This is a genomic window from Pedobacter sp. MC2016-15, from assembly GCF_026239695.1.
Taxonomy (GTDB): Bacteria; Bacteroidota; Bacteroidia; order Sphingobacteriales; family Sphingobacteriaceae; genus Pedobacter.
Genome location: NZ_JAPIVS010000005.1, coordinates 206,232 through 223,354, shown reverse-complemented (window position 1 = coordinate 223,354; position 17,123 = coordinate 206,232). Strand labels below are relative to the sequence as shown.

Sequence of the window (17,123 nt, the reverse complement as noted above, 5' to 3'; positions counted from 1 at the left end):
CAGCTTTCTATCCTAAATATGAATGCACCAGATTTTATCAAGGCAGAAGAGCTACTGGAAGTGCTCTTTCAATCGCCTAATGCAACTGCCGTATATGCTAATGATACTATAACGATACTCAGTGCCAATGCAGCGATGCTCGCACTTTGGGGCAGGGATAAAACGGTGATCGGCAATTCTTTTAAAGATGCTCTTCCAGAACTGATTGATCAGCCATTCTACGGCATCTTACAGCAGGTATGGAGATCAGGGGAAACGTTTATTGCCAGGGATCAGCCTGCAACGTTGCAGGTAGAAGGCAGGTTGCGCCTGTTTTACTTTGATTTTGAATACAAGGCCATCCTGGATGAGGATGGTAAAACCAAATATATTCTCCATACAGCTTTCGAGGTTTCACAACGTATGCGTGCATTGAAACTTGCTGAAGAGAAATCTATCGCTGAGCAGAAATTGATGGAAGAACTGACAGCCTTAAATGAGGAATTCCAGACGGCTAATGAGGACCTCCATGCTTTGAATGAGGAATATCTAACCTCCAATGAGAATCTAGCCGTATTAAACGAAGAGTTTCAGGTGACGAATGAAGAATTGCTGAGTACTCAGGAGCAGCTCCAACTGCTGAATCAGGATCTGATGAAAAGTGAGGAGCGGTTCCGTTCGCTAATCGAGCAGGCACCGGTTGCTATGGCCTCGCTGCAGGGGCGTGAATTCAATATAGAAGTAGTCAATAAAAAGGTACTGGAGATCTGGGGCAAGGACAGTTCGGTTCTTGGTAAAACACTTGAAAAAGCCTTACCTGAACTGAATGGCCAGCAGTTTATTCCCATCCTGCAGGAGGTTTTTGACACCGGAATTCCATTCTTCGGTAAAGAACTTAAGGCAACGCTTAATGTTGGCGGGGAGCTTACCGACCGTTATCTCGACTTTGTGTATCAGCCCGTAAAAAGCAATGATGGCAACACCGACTCCATCCTTATTGTTGCAAATGACATTACATACCAGGTTCTTGCACGTAAAGCTGTTGACGAACTGAATACCAGACTGGAAATCGCCCTTGATGCCAGTAAACTTGGATCAACAGAGGTCGCGATCGCTACAGGAGTAATGCAGAGCACTGCGCAGTTTAAACGCAACTATGGCTATGAACCCGATGAGGAATTCACTTATGCGGACTTGTTTGCCGCAATGTTCCCGGAGCACCATGAACGTGTGCGTGGATTAGTCAGAGAGGCGATGGCCACCAACGGGGTATACAAAACTGAGTATCCGATCCGCTGGCGTGATGGTTCTGTACATTGGATACAGGCACACGGGCGCCCGAGATATGATGAAAATGGCAAGGCCGACAGGATGGTGGGTATGACGCTGGACATTACGGAGGCGAAGCTTTACGAGCAGCGCAAGGATGATTTCCTCAGCGTTGCCAGTCACGAGTTAAAAACACCTATTACTTCCCTCAAAGCTTCGCTCCAATTGCTGGAGAGGATCAAAGACAAGCCCTTTTCTGACATGCATATCAAACTGATTGAGCAGTCCAGCAAAAGCGTAAATAAAATGAATTACCTCGTGGGCGAACTATTAAACATCGGTCGTCTGACCGGTGAGCAGCTTAGTCTGGAGCGCACACGCTTTAACCTTCATGACATGATGGCTATGTCTTGCAGCCACGTCAGACTGGAAGGGAAATATGAATTGATACTGAAGGGAGATCAGGAACTATTTGTATATGCTGATGAACACAGAATTGACCAGGTGGTGGTTAACTTTGTGAACAATGCGATAAAATACGCATCAGAATCAAAGGAAATTCACATGCAGGTTGGTTCAGTTGAAGGCTTTGCAAAGGTTTCCGTAACCGATTTCGGTCCAGGTATCAACGAACATATCCTCCCAAATCTGTTTGACCGATACTACAGGGTTGATCAGACTGAGAAAGTATACAACGGGCTTGGCCTGGGATTGTATATCTGCAAAAAAATCATTGAGAAACATGGCGGTAAAATCGGCGTGGAAAGTACCGTTGGAGAAGGTAGTACCTTCTGGTTCACTTTGCCCCTGTAAATTATCTGAAATTCAACTGGGAGGCGTAGCTATCCCCAATAGGGAGCTGAACGTTAATTAATTGTACTTTCTTGTGCTGTATCGCTTTAATTTTTCGCGTATTGATGACATAGCTGCGGTGGATCCTGGTAAACTGTTCTTCAGGCAGCATTTGCGTGATCTTTTTGAGGGTCATCAGCGTTAGCGTAGGCTTTTCCTTACCATGATGGATTTTCACATAATCTTCCATACTTTCCAGATATTCTATTTCACTGAGTATGATTTTGATGAGGCGGTATTCTGAATGTACATAGATGAAAGAGCTCTCAGACGTTACTTCTTTATGATCAGTATAATTTTTATAAGCTACAGCCTTATCTACCGCTTTGAGGAAAGTATCAAAATCAATAGGCTTCAGCAGATAATCGACCGCTTCCAGCTGGAAACCTTCATAGGCAAACTGCCTGTAGGCAGTACTGAAGATGATCATAGGTTTGTTCAGCAATGCCTTTGCGAGATCAACACCTGAAATATCCGGCATATTGATATCCAGAAACAGGAGGTCAACAGGGAACTTTTTCAAATACTCGATCGCTGAAATAGCATCTTCAAATGTCTCCACGAGGTTGATGCCGGGCACACGACTGGCGTATGTTCTGATCAGCTCCAGTGCAAGCGGTTCATCATCAATTGCAATACATTTTAATATCATCTAACCTCTTCTGCTTACCTAAAGATATCATTTATCTTCGAGAATCAGAGCGACCTTGAAAATTCCATTATCAGAACTGATCTGAAGGTCATGAGAACCGGGATATAAATATTCCAGACGTTTTTTTGTGTTTGCAATGCCTATACCCCTTCTTTCTTTTGCCGCTCTGTCTGCGAAAACAGGATTCTGTGTCAGGAGAATGACCCTGGATTTTTCCATAGTGATGGAGATATCGATTTGTGTTTCCTGATGATTGCTCAGTCCGTACTTGAAGGCGTTTTCAATGAAAGTCATGAATACAAGGGGTGTGATGAGGCGGTTGGCAACATCTCCTGCTATGGTGTAATTCAAGGTAACTTTTTTGCCCAATCGTAGTTGCTGCAAGGAGATATAATTGCTGATGCAGTCGATCTCATCCTGCAGCGGTACAAAGTCGGCCTCCGATTCATCCGTCACATAACGCATGATCTTTGATAACTTCATCACACTTTCCGCAGCATGTTCGCTGCCTGTGATGCAAAGGGTATAAATATTATTCAGTGTGTTATACAAAAAGTGAGGATTGATCTGTGCTTTTAGAAATGATAACTCTGCCGTGGCTTTTTCGGCTTCAGCAAGAAGGGCGCGCTTTTCTGATAGTTGCCACTGCTTCATTGAGCGCATGGCTGATCCCAGGCCTATCATCATGACAAAAATAAAGATCGCGGTGATATCCAATTGCATCGCCGGGAATCTGCCAGGAATTGCCCTTTCAATGCCTGGTCGGGGCAGGCCTTCAAAATGACTTCTCCCGGGCGGCGGAGGCGGAGGCATCTCATGTGGCTGGGGGCGATTATCCATTCTGTTCTGAGACACCAGCTGATCAAAAGGTTTGATTAAAACAATAGCAAAAAGCAGCAGCAGCAGCGCCAGCCAGTAGGCGGTATATTTTTGCTGCAGGAAGAGCTTTGGGACCAGGATTTCTGTATGCAGGTAGAAAACAAAGATGTAGATACTGCTGAACAACAGGTACCTGGATGAAGTGGCAATCTGGAAGATATCAGATCTGCCGTTTTGGGTCATAAAGATCACGGGAATGGTCAGAAATATCAACCAGGCGATAAGGTGCAGCAATGCCAAAGATCTTTTGATACTGATCATCATCAAATATAAGGTAATTCTAAAGCAAGCAGTACGGCATTATTACTTAATGCTTCCATTTCTGTTTCAGTGATATCCCATAGGGCGAGTCCGTCATTCGCATGAAGGAGCCGCTCCTGCACTTCAAAAGCACCGGACAGCACGTAGTAAAAGCAGCGTTTTCCTGTAAGATGATGAGTTGTTTCATGCCGGCCCTGAAACATCCCCATCCAGAGATGAGCAATATTTGAGGACATGATTTTTAGCATACTGCCATTGCTCTCAGACAACTCAAAATCAACGATATTGAAAAGATAATCCTCAGGGCTCAGCTGATGTGCGAGTGAGAGTATGATAAAATTGATGCCTTCTTCATCATATGGATTGGCGATTGTGATGTTCAATGAGCTGGCAGAGCTGATGGTAGCGACCTGCCCTACCATCAGCTCCTTCTCCATGTTGTCGCGATTATCTTTGTAGATAAGATCCCCTGTTACAGGGATTAGAATCATCGTCGAATCTGCCGGAGCCTCCAGGTTGATTTCATCCTTTGCTGCCAGGAACTCGTTCCGCAAAGACTGCAGGGGGCCAAAGGAATCTGTTTCCCCGGCGAAGAATCGTCTTCCCAGCTGCTCAGCCAGGAATATGCGTGCTGGTAAGGTGGTCATATTAAGCGGCGTTAATTTTCATTTCGAGTGCGAACCCATCAGTCAGGCTTCCACTGACAGTGGCGACTTCAATCTTCAGCATGTCATCACTGAAGACGTTATCATTTGCATTATAAGTATACCCCGTCATGCCTTTTTTATAACCGTTAACCAGTGCTACCGCTGTACCTGATCCCTCAGGGAAAGCAATTTGAGTTACTTTCAGTGAGTTACCATTGGAGCTGTAAACATGTACGTGTATATGGGTTGCCCTGCCGGAGTACCATCCGGGAAAGATACTGGTAAAGTTGACGATTCCATTGGCATCTGTTACCTGGCGGCCTCTCAGGAAATGTACTGACTGGTAATTGGTGGACTGCATCCCGGAGCCTCCATATTCGGAGTAATTGCCTTCGGCATCGCAGTGCCAGATATCAACGATCGCTCCAGCCAGGGGCACACAGCTGCTGTTGATGGTGATTTTTGCAGTCATTTTGTAACCTGTACGTCCATCGGTGATGTCGCTTCTGCTGTAAGAGGCAGCTACTTTTGTAGGAAACGGACCTTCGGTTTCTGTAGGTGCTACCGTACATGACGAAGAGCTGCTTCCGGTACTGGTGACGGTGCCTGTCCCCGATGGATCTGTAACTGTTGTTTCCTCATCTTTGCTGCAGGCTGCCAGGACTGCGGGCCCTGCCATTGCGCCAATCAGCAGGCTTCTTAAAAATTTCTTTCTTTCCATGATCTTTGTTGTTGTGATATGAAGATCTCTGGATTTTTTTTGATCGAAGAAATGTGACGATGAACCGGGGGATTGTGTCGGTGAAGACTTGGGCAGAGTGATTTTTGCGGTATCACTGATCGGTCTTTCTTTTGGGCAAAAAAGGGGCTTTAAAGGCACTGGAAAGGCGTTTTTTAGGTGTTGTTTAGGCCAAGGGGCTATCCAACCCCTAACCAAGGCCTTAGCAATGCCTAAGAAACGCCTTTACAAGGTACAGCAAGGCCTATTTTGTGGGTTATTCCTGATATCAGTTGACATGGTTTTTTTTAAAGATTTAACATTACTGTAATAACCTTTTGACTGATTAGAAATTTGAATTGAAAGCAGATTATTGTATTAATTTCATGAATTCTAATGCTGCAAAGAAATATAATACATAAGACACCGCTATAGGAATTATTGCTTTAACGTATGCGATAGCATTATCTTGCTCTTTCATAAAAATGTATAGCACTAAGTATGCACAGAGCCCTCCAATCAATCCCCCTATCGCGCCGCCTATCAAACAAAGTAATAATGGTACAATGGCCATAGTATACTGATACCATTTTAGCTTTTCAACAACCTGGATCACCTGATCGTTGATGATCAAGCCCGGTGTTAAGTTGGCGAAAGATCTGTTCCGAAAGGCTTTGATGTACTGTCCATCCTCAGTCGGGATAAGATATGGTTTACCTGGATCCTTTGACTGCTCCAACTTAATATCATCTTTAAAAAGCTTCATTTTGCCAGTCCAGATAGACGTTGTAATGGTGAACGTCGACTCAGGAAATAGGGATAATTTAAATTTGTGTTTCATGTGAGCGTGATTTGCTTTTATAGTTTTAGTTCAGTGGCGATCGTTTTGTTATTGTTGAGGTAAGATCATATCTGATGATTCCTACATTATTGACCGCTATCCACAGATGATTCTTCTCTTGATCCAGTAGTAAGTCATTTAGCTGGAATCTATTCAATGTACTCGGTCATAATAACCTTTGATTCAGAACAACCTTCTACAACAAGTAATCCTCCATCTACACAAATGTAGATATCTACTTTCACACAACAAAGTATACTAAATGAAGAATACGTATCTATGCACACCACTAAAAATAGCTAAATCAGAAACTAATTAAATTAAAAGGTTTTAATTTAAAGGAACAAATTTAAAATATTCTGATTAATTACCATTTTTCGCTATTGACGGTGACCAGAATCTCAAAAACCGACGTTTTGTTTTTATGCTATTCGTTCGCCTGGAACCCAAGGCGAAATAATTCAACGAAGTAAGTAGTAAGTTATCAGTATAAATACATTTAGGCCATGTCCATAAATTCCTATCTAAATTTAGAAACATCCAGCGATTTTCGGGTCTTCGATTTTGAAAGTGTGGGTAAGACCACCCTGAAGAAAAGGGCGCTGTTTGATCTAATTGATGAAGAGGAACAGCTATATAACTTAGCTCTTTGTACTGTAGCACCAGATGGGACTGAAGATTTTGATACAGAATCAAAAAATGGTGATATGGATATGGTTCTGGAAACTGTGGCTCACATTGCAAAAATATATAGTGACGAGTTTCCTACACGGAAGATCTATTTTAGAGGCAGCACGGTTGCCCGCTCCAGAAAATATCAGATGGGCATAAATAAGCATCTAGACGTTCTTACAAAAATGTTCGATCTTGAGGGTTTAATAATAGATGATAATGAAGATCTTACACTCAGAGAAGCCTTTCAGGCTGGAACTAATTACAACGCATTGATATTCACCTGAAAAGAGGCTTAATTATTTTTGCGGTAATTCGCAAACATACTCTTGGCTTGTAAAGCTTTAGGATTCAAAGGATCTGTTGTAAGTTTATTTAAACTTGGATTCACCTTAAGTATGATCACTTTTGAAGTCTCATCACTCTCAGTTTTAGTGCTGAACGGCTTTAATTTTGGATTGGATGGTATTACATTTGAAATTCCCATGAAAGCAGCACTGATTACCCTCGCACTATCAACCTTTTCAAGTTGATTTTGTTTACCGGTCGCACCAGATAATCTAGTTCTTAATGCTTTTGATATTGCCATAACTAAAATCGTTATCTCACTCAAAGATAGTGATTAAAACTAAGAACAACAATAATGCTAATTATAATAAGTATGGATCTGGCCTTGCTGATCATCTTATTAGGTTCAAGTTGCTTAGGTATTGGTCGTGTATTGCTCGTATACTGGTATATGTTGCCTTATCCGCTCCTTATAGTTGGTATATAGTTGCTTTATCAAATGGATATAGCAACTATACACCAACCATAAGGGAAAAATCTCCCAGGCTTATACCAACAAACAACGAGATACGAACGAGATACGAACAAAATAAAAATCACTCATATATTCAAAAAATCAGAGAACCAGGGCAGGATAGTACAGGATGCCGAATTTCAAAGAAAGATTTATTTTCGGTTACCTAAGTACAACCTAACCAAATACCATTTCAACCTTGAGCAATAAGCCCCTGAACTATATGTTATCCGATGATAAGGATCTTCTGAGCCGTATAAGTGAAGGTAATAAAACTGCTTTCAGCGTCTTATTAAACAGGTATCAGGCGCAAGTTTATACAAACGCCTTAAAAATTATCAAATCTCACGAATTAGCTGAAGAAATCGTATTCACGGTTTTTCTAAAGATCTGGCAACATGAGCACCTCAATCAGATTGATTCATTTGGAGCATACCTGCGTGTAACCACCAGAAACCAAACCTTAAAAGTATGGCGAAGCCTGCAGATTGAGGAGCGCAGGAACTTATATCTTCAAGTTCATCACAAATTGGAAGACCGGAATACAGAAGATTCAATTTTGTTTAATGAGACCAGCAGATTACTGGACGAGGCTGTGCGAAAACTTTCTCCACAGCAGGAAGCCGTGTATCAGCTATGTCATGTAGAAGGTAAAAAGTATGAAGAAGCAGCTGCGCATCTCTCCCTCTCAAAGCTAACCGTAAAAACTCACATGCAACTGGCCTTGCGCTTCATCAGGAAGTATATGAAGGCCCATACAGAAATCGCTTTGGCACTGCTTTACTCCCATTTCATATTTTTCTAAAAAAAAATATTCTTTTCCATTACTCCTGTTGGTTCCGGGATGGGTCATGTATATAATCAGCAAATGATAGCATCATGTCTATCAAAGCCCTGCGCAGACCAATGAACGACAGAATAAAGTATTTGTATAGCCGCTATCGCGATAATCGCTGCACTCCCGAAGAATGGGAGGAGTTGATGACTTACCTGGAAGATGAGGATTTGTTCGCCACGATGATCGATCAATCATGGAACAACCAGGAAAATTCAGCTGATTCCTTATCTGCTGACAGCATCGAACGACTGCAACAAGCTGTATTAAAGCACCCTAAAACAAAGAATCGTAAATCAGGAAATTGGTATGCCTATGCTGCTGCCGCAGTGATCGCCGTATTTTTTTCCATACAGTTTTTCCAAACCAGAACAAAAGATAGCAAAGTCAATACAGCTCAAACCTACACTCGGATTGCGGATGTCCCGCCCGGCAAGGACAACGCTGTTTTGATCCTGGACAATGGAATAAAGATCGATCTGGAAAAATTAGTTAACAATGAAATTGTAAATGCTGGCAACCTAACAATCAGGAAAAAACAACAAGGCTGGATAGTTATAGGTAATAACATAAACTCTGCAATTCCCAGTTATACGCAGCTCAGCGGCAACATTATACGCACACCACGTGGAGGAGAATATAAAGTAACACTGCCGGACGGATCGCTTGTTACGCTAAATGCCTCAAGTTCACTCAGTTTTCCAGACATATTTTCAAAGTCTGAACGGCGCGTGGCACTAAGCGGAGAAGGTTTTTTTGATATCAAACATAAAGACCTCAATCAGAAACAGAAACTTCCATTCATTGTCCACACAGAAAACCATGACGTAAAGGTATTGGGAACAGCTTTCAATATACAGGCATACCCTCAGCAAAAACACGCTTTTACAACATTGGTACGTGGGGTCGTAAAAATCGGCAAAGCATCGGGACCATTACAGCAGCATGAACAAATCCTTAAACCAGGTGAGCAGGCTGCAGTGAGCGCTGCTGGAGCTGTAAATGTAAAAACCGTGGACCTGGAAGAGGTTACAGCATGGAAGGAAGGCTATTTCTTATTTAACAACCAACCTCTGCCAGCGATCATGGATCAGGTAGCACGATGGTATGATGTAGACCTGGAATATGCCGGCAAAGCCAAGTCTGTAGAGTTTTTCGGAATCTATTCCCGCAGCAAATCCCTGAAGTTTCTCTTACAGAATTTAGAAAAAACAGGCAAAGTTCAGTTTGACATTCTATCAGATAAAAATCATAAAGAAAGGAGGATAAAGATTAGAATCAGCTACACCTAGAGATAAAATGAAACCGGAAGTGTTACTAGCACTTCCGGCAGATTTGGGAGGGCTCTTGCAGGATACCCCCCAACAATGACTAGCCAAATTTTGACTAACAAATAAATCTTAACCAAATGTATAAAAAATACGCCGCTTTTAGCGGCATAAGCCTCTATGGCCTTTTCAAAAGCTTATTTATGATAAAAGCTATACTTGCAATAATATTAATCACGACATTCCAGTCCAACGCTGGCAGCTTTGCGCAAAGTAAAGTGACGCTAAAGGTTAAGGACATGCCCATCCGGCAGGTGTTTCTGCAGATTACCAAACAAACCGGATACAACTTCATCAGTGAGGGCGCCATCCTCGCCAAAATCCCTCCTGTCACCATCAAACGAAAGGACTGCAGCGTTCCGGAGCTCATGAACGCGATCCTGAACGATGCTGATTTTGATATTATTTATCAGCAGGACCGCACGATTGTTATCCGTGAGAAAACCAGTTCCAGATCTGCGCCCAGTCAGGAGATAACTGTACAGGGACAGGTCAACGATATAGATGGAAAACCTATTCCCAGTGTTTCTGTAACGGTGCTTACCAATGTAAATGTGGGTACACGAACAGATGGCAATGGTAAATTCTCCCTGAAGGTGCCATCAAATGCTACCCTGGTATTCACGTATCTCGGATTTCAGCGACAGGAAGTGGCTGTGGGCGCGGAGAGAAACTTCAGCATTGTCCTCAAACAAGACATATCTGCGTTGAATGAAGTCGTTGTTGTAGGCTATGGCAGTGAAACGCGAAGGAATGTTATCGGTGCGGTATCTACGATTAACCAAAGTGTGATCAAAGATCTGCCGGTAACAAGTATCGATCAGAAACTATCCGGACAAATGGCTGGCGTGCAGGTAAACCAGGCCTCGGGAACTCCGGGTGGCGGAATGGTGATCCGTGTGCGCGGCGCAGGCTCCATTGGGGCCGGTGACGACCCCCTGTATGTCGTTGATGGTTTTCCTATCAACAATAGTTACGATAAGTTCCAGAATCCGCTGAGTACGCTGAATCCTGATGATATTGAAAACATCAGCGTGCTGAAGGATGCTGCGTCCTCCGCCATTTATGGTTCAAGGGGCGCCAACGGTGTAATCCTGATCACCACCAAGAAAGGGAAAAGCGGTAAATCAACGGTCGACTTTTCTTTTTACACAGGTTTGCAGCATATCCCGGATTCGAGGACACTGGATATGATGAGCGCAGAAGAATTTGCTACATGGCGTGTAGAGCACAGGCAAGACCTGGCACGCTTTAACAATAAGCCCTTCAATATTAATGATGTACCTGAGTTATACCGAAATCCGGCAGCACTGGGAAAGGGTGTCGACTGGCTGGATGAGCTCACGCGCAATGCGCCGATGCAGAACTATAATGTTACGGTGACCAATGGTACAGATAAAACCAGGATCATGGCTTCGGGAGGATATTTTAACCAGCAGGGCGTGGTTCGTAATACAGGATTTGAAAGGTACTCACTCCGTATGAACCTGGAAACTACTTTGGCAAAAAACCTGACACTCGGCCTGAACCTGGCTCCGAGTTATACACTAAGAAAGCTATCAGATTCGGAAGGACATTTTGAAACGGGTGTGCTGACTCAGGCTCTTCTCACTACTCCAGTGTCTCAGGTACGCTTAGCGGATGGCAGCTTCAATCCTATCGTTACTTCACCTGACGCTTTTGCAAATTCCAACCCACTGAATGTACTGCTCAATACCAAAAGGCAGTCTAAAAATGTAAGGGCACTGGTGAACACCTTCCTCAACTGGCAGATCCTCCCCGAGTTATCTGTAAAGACCTCTTTTAATGTCGACTGGCAGGATGGGAAGTTCGATGTATTCCAGCCTTCCTACGTGGGTGCCTTTCGCAATCCACCACCACAACCTGCACGGGGACAGTTTGATTCCAGCGTCCTGCTGAACTGGCTCAATGAGAATACTGTCACTTATGTAAAAAGCTGGAAGGATCACCATGTAACCGCATTGGCAGGTTATACGATGCAGCAGGAACGGGCAGACCGCAATTCCATCATCGGCACGCAATATCCAAATGATGCCATAGAAACCATCAATGCGGCAACGCTGGTAACGCCGGGCGGCGAAGTGCAGAAATGGAAACTTCTCTCCTACCTGGCTCGTGTAAATTACACGTTTAAAGACAAATACATCCTTTCGGGTACGGTACGCCGGGACGGTTCTTCAAGATTTGGGACCAATAACAGATGGGGAACGTTCCCTTCCGGTTCCATCGGCTGGCGCTTATCAGAGGAAAAGTTCTTCCCTAAAATACCTCAGCTGGACGACCTGAAACTGCGTGGTAGTTATGGTATAGCAGGTAATAATGCCATCGGAAATTATACCGCAATCCCATTGATCGCAGCCAGTAATTATGCCTTTGGAAACACGCTGGCCAATGGTGTGATCCTCAACTCCCTGGCCAACCAAAGCCTGGGCTGGGAATCATCGCGGCAGCTGGATGTGGGAATGGACCTGAGTTTATTCAAGGGGCGTCTGAATTTTACAGCGGAATATTATACACGTAATACACAGCAGATGCTGCAGACTATTGACATCCCGATCAGCTCAGGATTTAGTCAGGGTATTACCAACCTTGGAAACGTGAGGAACAGGGGCTGGGAATTTTCATTAAACTCTAAAAATACCCAGGGCATCCTGAAATGGGAAACAGATTTCAATATTTCATTTAACAGGAATAAAGTCCTGGATATCGGAAGCAAGCAGAGAATCATCACAGGAGTTGCCGGTGCAGGCGGAACAAACATCACCATGGTAGGTCAGCCGATGGGCTTATTCTATGGCTATGTATCTGAAGGGTTATTTATGACACAGGAAGAACTGCAACGCTATCCGCATATCAATGGTCAGGTGGTTGGTACGGTGCGTTACAAAGACGTGGATGGCAATGGTGTGATTGATGCCAATGACCAGACGGTGATAGGAAATCCGCATCCCGACTTTATTTTCGGGATGACTAACAGGTTTAATTATAAAAGTTTTGACCTTTCGGTATTGATCAGCGGCTCTTATGGTGCACAGATCCTGGATCAGTATAAACAGTTTACGACCAACCTGGACGGGGTGTTCAACGTGGAGCGCGAGGTGATGGACCGCTACCGTTCTCCGGAGCAACCGGGAGCAGGAATTTTGCCAACAACGGTATCAAACACGAATCTGGCGCGTGATTTCCGCCCTTCTCACTGGGTTAAAAATGGTTCATACCTTTCTTTACGCAATGTCACCCTGGGCTACAATTTCAAGACTTCATTCAGCAGGTCGATGCGGGTATACTGCAGCGGGCAAAATGTACTTTTTATTACCTCGTATAAAGGCGGCAATCCCGAAGTGAGTTTTTCAGGATCCAACTCGCTGGCCCCTGGCGTGAATTTCACTGCTTATCCGGTAGCGGCTACTTATACCTTTGGTGTCAATTTCGGCATTTAACGCAAACAAATTATTTAAACATGAATACATCGAAAATCAAATATATACTCATCTTCCTGGCCAGCTTAACTGTATCCTGTCAGAAAGAATATCTGAATACAGATCCCGAATACTTGCAGAATGCAAAGAACTTCTTTAAAACTAAGGAGGACTTTGTGCAGGCAGTGAATGGCGCATACGCTCCCCTGCGACCAGTATTTACGGATTCCTTCTGGCAACTGGGAGAAATGAGATCAGACAACACGGCATTTCAATACAACACCGGAGACCGATCCGCGTTGGGAAGGGAACAAATCGATCAGTTCCTGGAGCTTGACGATAATTCCTTTGTATACTCTTTCTTTTCCAATTCTTTCATCGGTATAGGAAGATGTAATGTGATCATCAACCGGTATGCACCGGATAAGATCAATGATGAGAACGCTGCAAAACAGATTATCGGTCAGGCGAGTTTCCTGCGTGCCTACTATTACTTTAACCTGGTACAGCTCTTTGGGGAGCTGCCTTTGGTGCTCAGCGAAATCTCATCCACAAGTGATGCTTTTGCCCAGGCTAAAAGAAGACCTGTGAATGAAGTTTATGATGCGATCATCAAGGATGCTAAAATGGCGATTGAGAATCTGCCACAAAGGTATACTTCAGCTAATGACCTGGGAAGGGTGACCAGTGTTGCCGCCCGCATGTTATTGGCCAAGGTGTACATGGTTCAGAAACAGTTTAACCCTGCGATGGAACAGCTCAACCTGATTTTGCAGTCGGGAAGGGCTCTAAACGCCAATTACTCGGATAACTTTAATTCTACGGCAAAAAACTCTGTGGAGTCTATCTTTGAGGTCCAATTCCTGGAAGGACCCTATTCCATGTCCAGTAACTTCATGTATACTTTTGCTCCATACAACGCGGGAACGAGCATCACAGGGTTTGCGCTGTATACGGGTGCCGACTCAGGCTGGAATATTCCCACCGCAGACCTGATTGCGCAGTATGAAGCGGGCGACCAGCGTCTGGACAAATCGATCAGCAGAACTTTTACAGATCCTGTAACCAGGCAGGTGGTTCCCTATATTATCAAATATAAAAGCCCCCATGCAGTCCGGTATCAAACCAATGATAACTTTCCGGTATACCGCTTTGCCGACGCCTTGTTGATGGCAGCAGAATCTTTGAATGAGATAGGCTATGTAACCGGTGGTCAGGCTTTTGAATTATTGAACCGGGTTCGCAGCAGGGCTGGTCTGCCAGCTTTAACGGCGCAAAATGTCACTACCCAAGAGGCATTCAGAACCGCAGTATGGCATGAGCGTCAGATTGAACTGGCCTTTGAAAACCATCGCTGGCTTGATCTATTAAGAACAGGACAGGCAGAAAATGTGATGAAAGCACATGCTGTAAGAGAGAAGGCATCCAAAAGCTTTATTCCAGCGGCAGGATACTCCACAATTCGTCCATTATTTCAGTACCCGAGAAGAGAAGTCTTGTTACTTGAATAGGTATTAAATTATAATTATAAATGTCAAAAGATATGCGGAAAATATGTTATTACCTGTTCGTATGTATGTTAACCATACAATCAATATATGCTGCTCAATCGCCAGTACCGGTTAATCCGGTGCTGCTGCGAAAAAGCTGGCCTGCCCGCTGGATCAGCCATCCTGCAAACGACCGGAGCGAGTTAGCTGTATTTCATTTCAGAAAAGAGATCTCTCTTCAGTCTGTGCCCGACAGCCTCTGGATTCATGTCTCGGCTGACAGCAGGTACCGTCTGTATGTGAATGGTACCTGGGTAAGTCACGGACCAGCAGCTGCAGATCTGCGCCACTGGCAGTTTGAAACCCTAAATATTGCCCCTTTCCTGAAGGCCGGAAAAAACTATGTGACGGCAGAAGTCTGGAACTCCGGGGGAAGGCGGGCGATGGCCCATCTTTCTTATGAAACAGGGTTCATCATCCAGGAAGACAATCTGGAAAAATCATACGGCCTGAATACTGATTCCAGCTGGTTATCATGCAGAAATGAAGGATATAATGCTGTCGCAAGCTGGAGCCGCGGTACAGATATCGGTCCGGCAGAAATGGTGGATTTTTCCAAATATACTGCGGACTGGAATGCCAGGGATTTAGTCAGTAAAGACACTTGGAAAGCCGCAACAGAAGGCAGTCATGGACAAACAAAATGGTCGGTTTTTAATCAACCGGGACGTTTTCTTGTTCCGCGGACTATCCCTCCTATGCGAATGGAACCCATTCGCTTCGCTACCATCCGAAAAAGTAGCGGACTTGTTGTCAAGGAAAATTCCCTGCAAAAGAAAAGTACTTTTATCATCCCTGCAAATACAAAGGTAGAGTGGCTGATAGACCAGAAAGTACTGACCAATGCTTATCCGGTACTGCTGCTCAATAAGGGCAAAAATGCGGTAGTACATCTTGCCTATGCAGAAGCGCTTTACGACGAAGCCAATCAGAAAGGTCAGCGTGATGAGATTGAAGGAAGACGATTCAGGGGCTTTCAGGACGGACTGATCGCTTCAGGGAACCCAATTTCTTATACACCGCTCTGGTACAGGACATTCCGATACCTGAAGCTATCGGTTCAAACAAAAGATCAGCCGCTGGAGATCACTGATTTTCACGCTGTTAAAGCAGAATATCCTTTCGACTACAATGCCTCATTCAAGGCCAGCGACTCCATTCTGGACACGATGTTAACTATTGGATGGCGTACGGCGAAACTTTGCGCAATGGAAACTTATATGGATTGCCCCTACTACGAGCGACTGCAATATATCGGTGATACACGCATCCAGGGCTTGGTATCATTGTATAATAGTGGTGACGACCGACTGCTGAGGCAAGCCTTGCAGCAGTTCGACAATTCGCGGATGGCCGAGGGAATAACCTTGAGTCGCTACCCTACCAATTATGATCAGCAGATCCCACCCTTTTCGCTTTGGTGGATAGGCATGGTGCATGATTACTGGATGTACAGAGGCGATGAGCAGTTTGTCAGGAGCTTGCTCCCTGGTGTAAGACAAGTAGTTGCGTTTTTTGAAACCTACCAGCAAGCAGACGGATCTCTGGGAGAAATGCCTTACTGGAATTTTACCGATTGGTCTAACAACAAGGGCTGGAATTTTGGCGTTCCCCCGAAAGGCCAGGCAGGCGGGAGCGCCATGATGGATTTACAGTTGTTATGGGCTTACCAGGTTGCTGCCAGCCTCGAAAAGGAACTTGGAGTACCTGCTATAGACACTAAATATCAGGAAAAAATCAGCCAGCTGAAAACTACGATTAAGAAAAAATACTGGTCTGAGCAAAAGGGGCTTTTTGCGGATGTGGATACCCGTGATTTGTATTCGCAGCATACAAATGTGCTTGCTATACTTACAGATCTGGTACCTGAAAAACAATCGCGGGAGCTGATGGACCGCGTGTTATCAGATAAATCACTGGCGCAAACTACCATTTATTTCAGATATTATCAGATGCTGGCGCTAAAAAAAGTGGGTTATGCAGATCGCTACCTGGATCAGTTGGATGTGTGGCGTGATCATATCAAAAGCGGACTCAGCACCTGGGCAGAGATTAGTGACACCAAAACCACGCGCTCAGATTGCCACGCCTGGGGCGCAAGTCCAAATATTGAGCTATATCGTATCGTACTGGGTATAGAAACGGACGGACCCGGATTTTCAAAAGTGAAGATTGAACCGGCATTAGGAAAACTCAGCAATGCCAGTGGTACGATACCGCATCCCAAAGGGCCACTCTCCGTATCGTATCGTCAAAACGGTAAAAAATGGAATATTGAGATTCAGCTACCTGCAGATGTTTCGGGAAACTTTGTCTGGAAGGATAAAAGTTATCCGATATCGGGCAACAAAAAGAATATGTTTAGTTTATAAGTCTATTTCTATGCCCTCAAATCCCC

General features: G+C 44.3%; 13 protein-coding genes. 7 read left to right on the top strand and 6 right to left on the bottom strand.

Annotated features, from left to right (window positions below):
- The first annotated feature begins 18 nt into the window (after window positions 1-18).
- Complete coding sequence (locus OQY15_RS16215) at window positions 19-2,061, top strand: ATP-binding protein (RefSeq protein ID WP_265792912.1); 2,043 nt, start codon at window positions 19-21, stop codon at window positions 2,059-2,061.
- Window position 2,062: 1 nt separating this feature from the next.
- Here the strand turns inward: OQY15_RS16215 and OQY15_RS16210 are convergent, their stop codons facing one another.
- The 5 genes from OQY15_RS16210 to OQY15_RS16190 all read right to left on the bottom strand — a co-directional run bounded on the left by OQY15_RS16210 (window position 2,063) and on the right by OQY15_RS16190 (window position 6,098).
- Window positions 2,063-2,752: a LytTR family DNA-binding domain-containing protein gene (locus tag OQY15_RS16210; protein WP_265792911.1), complete on the bottom strand. Its 690-nt coding sequence runs from the start codon at window positions 2,750-2,752 to the stop codon at window positions 2,063-2,065.
- A gap of 27 nt (window positions 2,753-2,779) precedes the next feature.
- The gene (locus OQY15_RS16205) at window positions 2,780-3,895 is read right to left on the bottom strand and encodes a sensor histidine kinase (protein WP_265792909.1); all 1,116 of its coding nucleotides are present in this window, start codon (window positions 3,893-3,895) and stop codon (window positions 2,780-2,782) included.
- A complete protein-coding gene (locus OQY15_RS16200) occupies window positions 3,895-4,539 on the bottom strand; it encodes a hypothetical protein (protein WP_265792907.1) in 645 nt (214 codons plus the stop codon). The genes OQY15_RS16205 and OQY15_RS16200 overlap by 1 nt, the downstream gene beginning before the upstream one ends.
- A gap of 1 nt (window position 4,540) precedes the next feature.
- On the bottom strand, window positions 4,541-5,260 hold the full coding sequence (locus OQY15_RS16195) for an intradiol ring-cleavage dioxygenase (RefSeq protein ID WP_265792905.1): 720 nt from the start codon (window positions 5,258-5,260) through the stop codon (window positions 4,541-4,543).
- Between the two features lie 367 nt (window positions 5,261-5,627).
- Window positions 5,628-6,098 (bottom strand): hypothetical protein, encoded by a 471-nt coding sequence (locus OQY15_RS16190; protein WP_265792903.1) that lies wholly within the window; start codon window positions 6,096-6,098, stop codon window positions 5,628-5,630.
- Between the two features lie 506 nt (window positions 6,099-6,604).
- Between OQY15_RS16190 and OQY15_RS16185 the strand changes: the two genes are divergently transcribed.
- Window positions 6,605-7,057: a hypothetical protein gene (locus OQY15_RS16185; RefSeq protein ID WP_265792902.1), complete on the top strand. Its 453-nt coding sequence runs from the start codon at window positions 6,605-6,607 to the stop codon at window positions 7,055-7,057.
- A gap of 8 nt (window positions 7,058-7,065) precedes the next feature.
- Here the strand turns inward: OQY15_RS16185 and OQY15_RS16180 are convergent, their stop codons facing one another.
- The gene (locus OQY15_RS16180; protein ID WP_265792900.1) at window positions 7,066-7,383 is read right to left on the bottom strand and encodes a hypothetical protein; all 318 of its coding nucleotides are present in this window, start codon (window positions 7,381-7,383) and stop codon (window positions 7,066-7,068) included.
- Between the two features lie 388 nt (window positions 7,384-7,771).
- Here OQY15_RS16180 and OQY15_RS16175 point away from each other — a divergent pair, with 388 nt between their 5' ends.
- From OQY15_RS16175 to OQY15_RS16155, 5 genes are all read left to right on the top strand, one after another.
- The gene (locus OQY15_RS16175; RefSeq protein ID WP_265792899.1) at window positions 7,772-8,377 is read left to right on the top strand and encodes a sigma-70 family RNA polymerase sigma factor; all 606 of its coding nucleotides are present in this window, start codon (window positions 7,772-7,774) and stop codon (window positions 8,375-8,377) included.
- Window positions 8,378-8,451: 74 nt separating this feature from the next.
- Window positions 8,452-9,699: a FecR family protein gene (locus OQY15_RS16170; RefSeq protein ID WP_265792898.1), complete on the top strand. Its 1,248-nt coding sequence runs from the start codon at window positions 8,452-8,454 to the stop codon at window positions 9,697-9,699.
- 179 nt (window positions 9,700-9,878) lie between these two features.
- On the top strand, window positions 9,879-13,196 hold the full coding sequence (locus OQY15_RS16165; RefSeq protein WP_265792897.1) for a TonB-dependent receptor: 3,318 nt from the start codon (window positions 9,879-9,881) through the stop codon (window positions 13,194-13,196).
- 20 nt (window positions 13,197-13,216) lie between these two features.
- Window positions 13,217-14,686, top strand: a complete 1,470-nt coding sequence (locus OQY15_RS16160; RefSeq protein ID WP_265792896.1) for a RagB/SusD family nutrient uptake outer membrane protein — start codon at window positions 13,217-13,219, stop codon at window positions 14,684-14,686.
- Between the two features lie 65 nt (window positions 14,687-14,751).
- Window positions 14,752-17,097: an alpha-L-rhamnosidase C-terminal domain-containing protein gene (locus tag OQY15_RS16155; protein ID WP_265792895.1), complete on the top strand. Its 2,346-nt coding sequence runs from the start codon at window positions 14,752-14,754 to the stop codon at window positions 17,095-17,097.
- The last annotated feature ends 26 nt before the right edge of the window (window positions 17,098-17,123 follow it).

Coding starts and splice junctions, on each gene's coding strand:
- OQY15_RS16215 (WP_265792912.1), top strand. CDS start 19: ATGAATGCACCAGATTTTATCAAGGCAGAAGAGCTACTGGAAGTGCTC.
- OQY15_RS16210 (WP_265792911.1), bottom strand. CDS start 2,752: ATGATATTAAAATGTATTGCAATTGATGATGAACCGCTTGCACTGGAG.
- OQY15_RS16205 (WP_265792909.1), bottom strand. CDS start 3,895: ATGATGATCAGTATCAAAAGATCTTTGGCATTGCTGCACCTTATCGCC.
- OQY15_RS16200 (WP_265792907.1), bottom strand. CDS start 4,539: ATGACCACCTTACCAGCACGCATATTCCTGGCTGAGCAGCTGGGAAGA.
- OQY15_RS16195 (WP_265792905.1), bottom strand. CDS start 5,260: ATGGAAAGAAAGAAATTTTTAAGAAGCCTGCTGATTGGCGCAATGGCA.
- OQY15_RS16190 (WP_265792903.1), bottom strand. CDS start 6,098: ATGAAACACAAATTTAAATTATCCCTATTTCCTGAGTCGACGTTCACC.
- OQY15_RS16185 (WP_265792902.1), top strand. CDS start 6,605: ATGTCCATAAATTCCTATCTAAATTTAGAAACATCCAGCGATTTTCGG.
- OQY15_RS16170 (WP_265792898.1), top strand. CDS start 8,452: ATGTCTATCAAAGCCCTGCGCAGACCAATGAACGACAGAATAAAGTAT.
- OQY15_RS16165 (WP_265792897.1), top strand. CDS start 9,879: ATGATAAAAGCTATACTTGCAATAATATTAATCACGACATTCCAGTCC.
- OQY15_RS16160 (WP_265792896.1), top strand. CDS start 13,217: ATGAATACATCGAAAATCAAATATATACTCATCTTCCTGGCCAGCTTA.
- OQY15_RS16155 (WP_265792895.1), top strand. CDS start 14,752: ATGTTAACCATACAATCAATATATGCTGCTCAATCGCCAGTACCGGTT.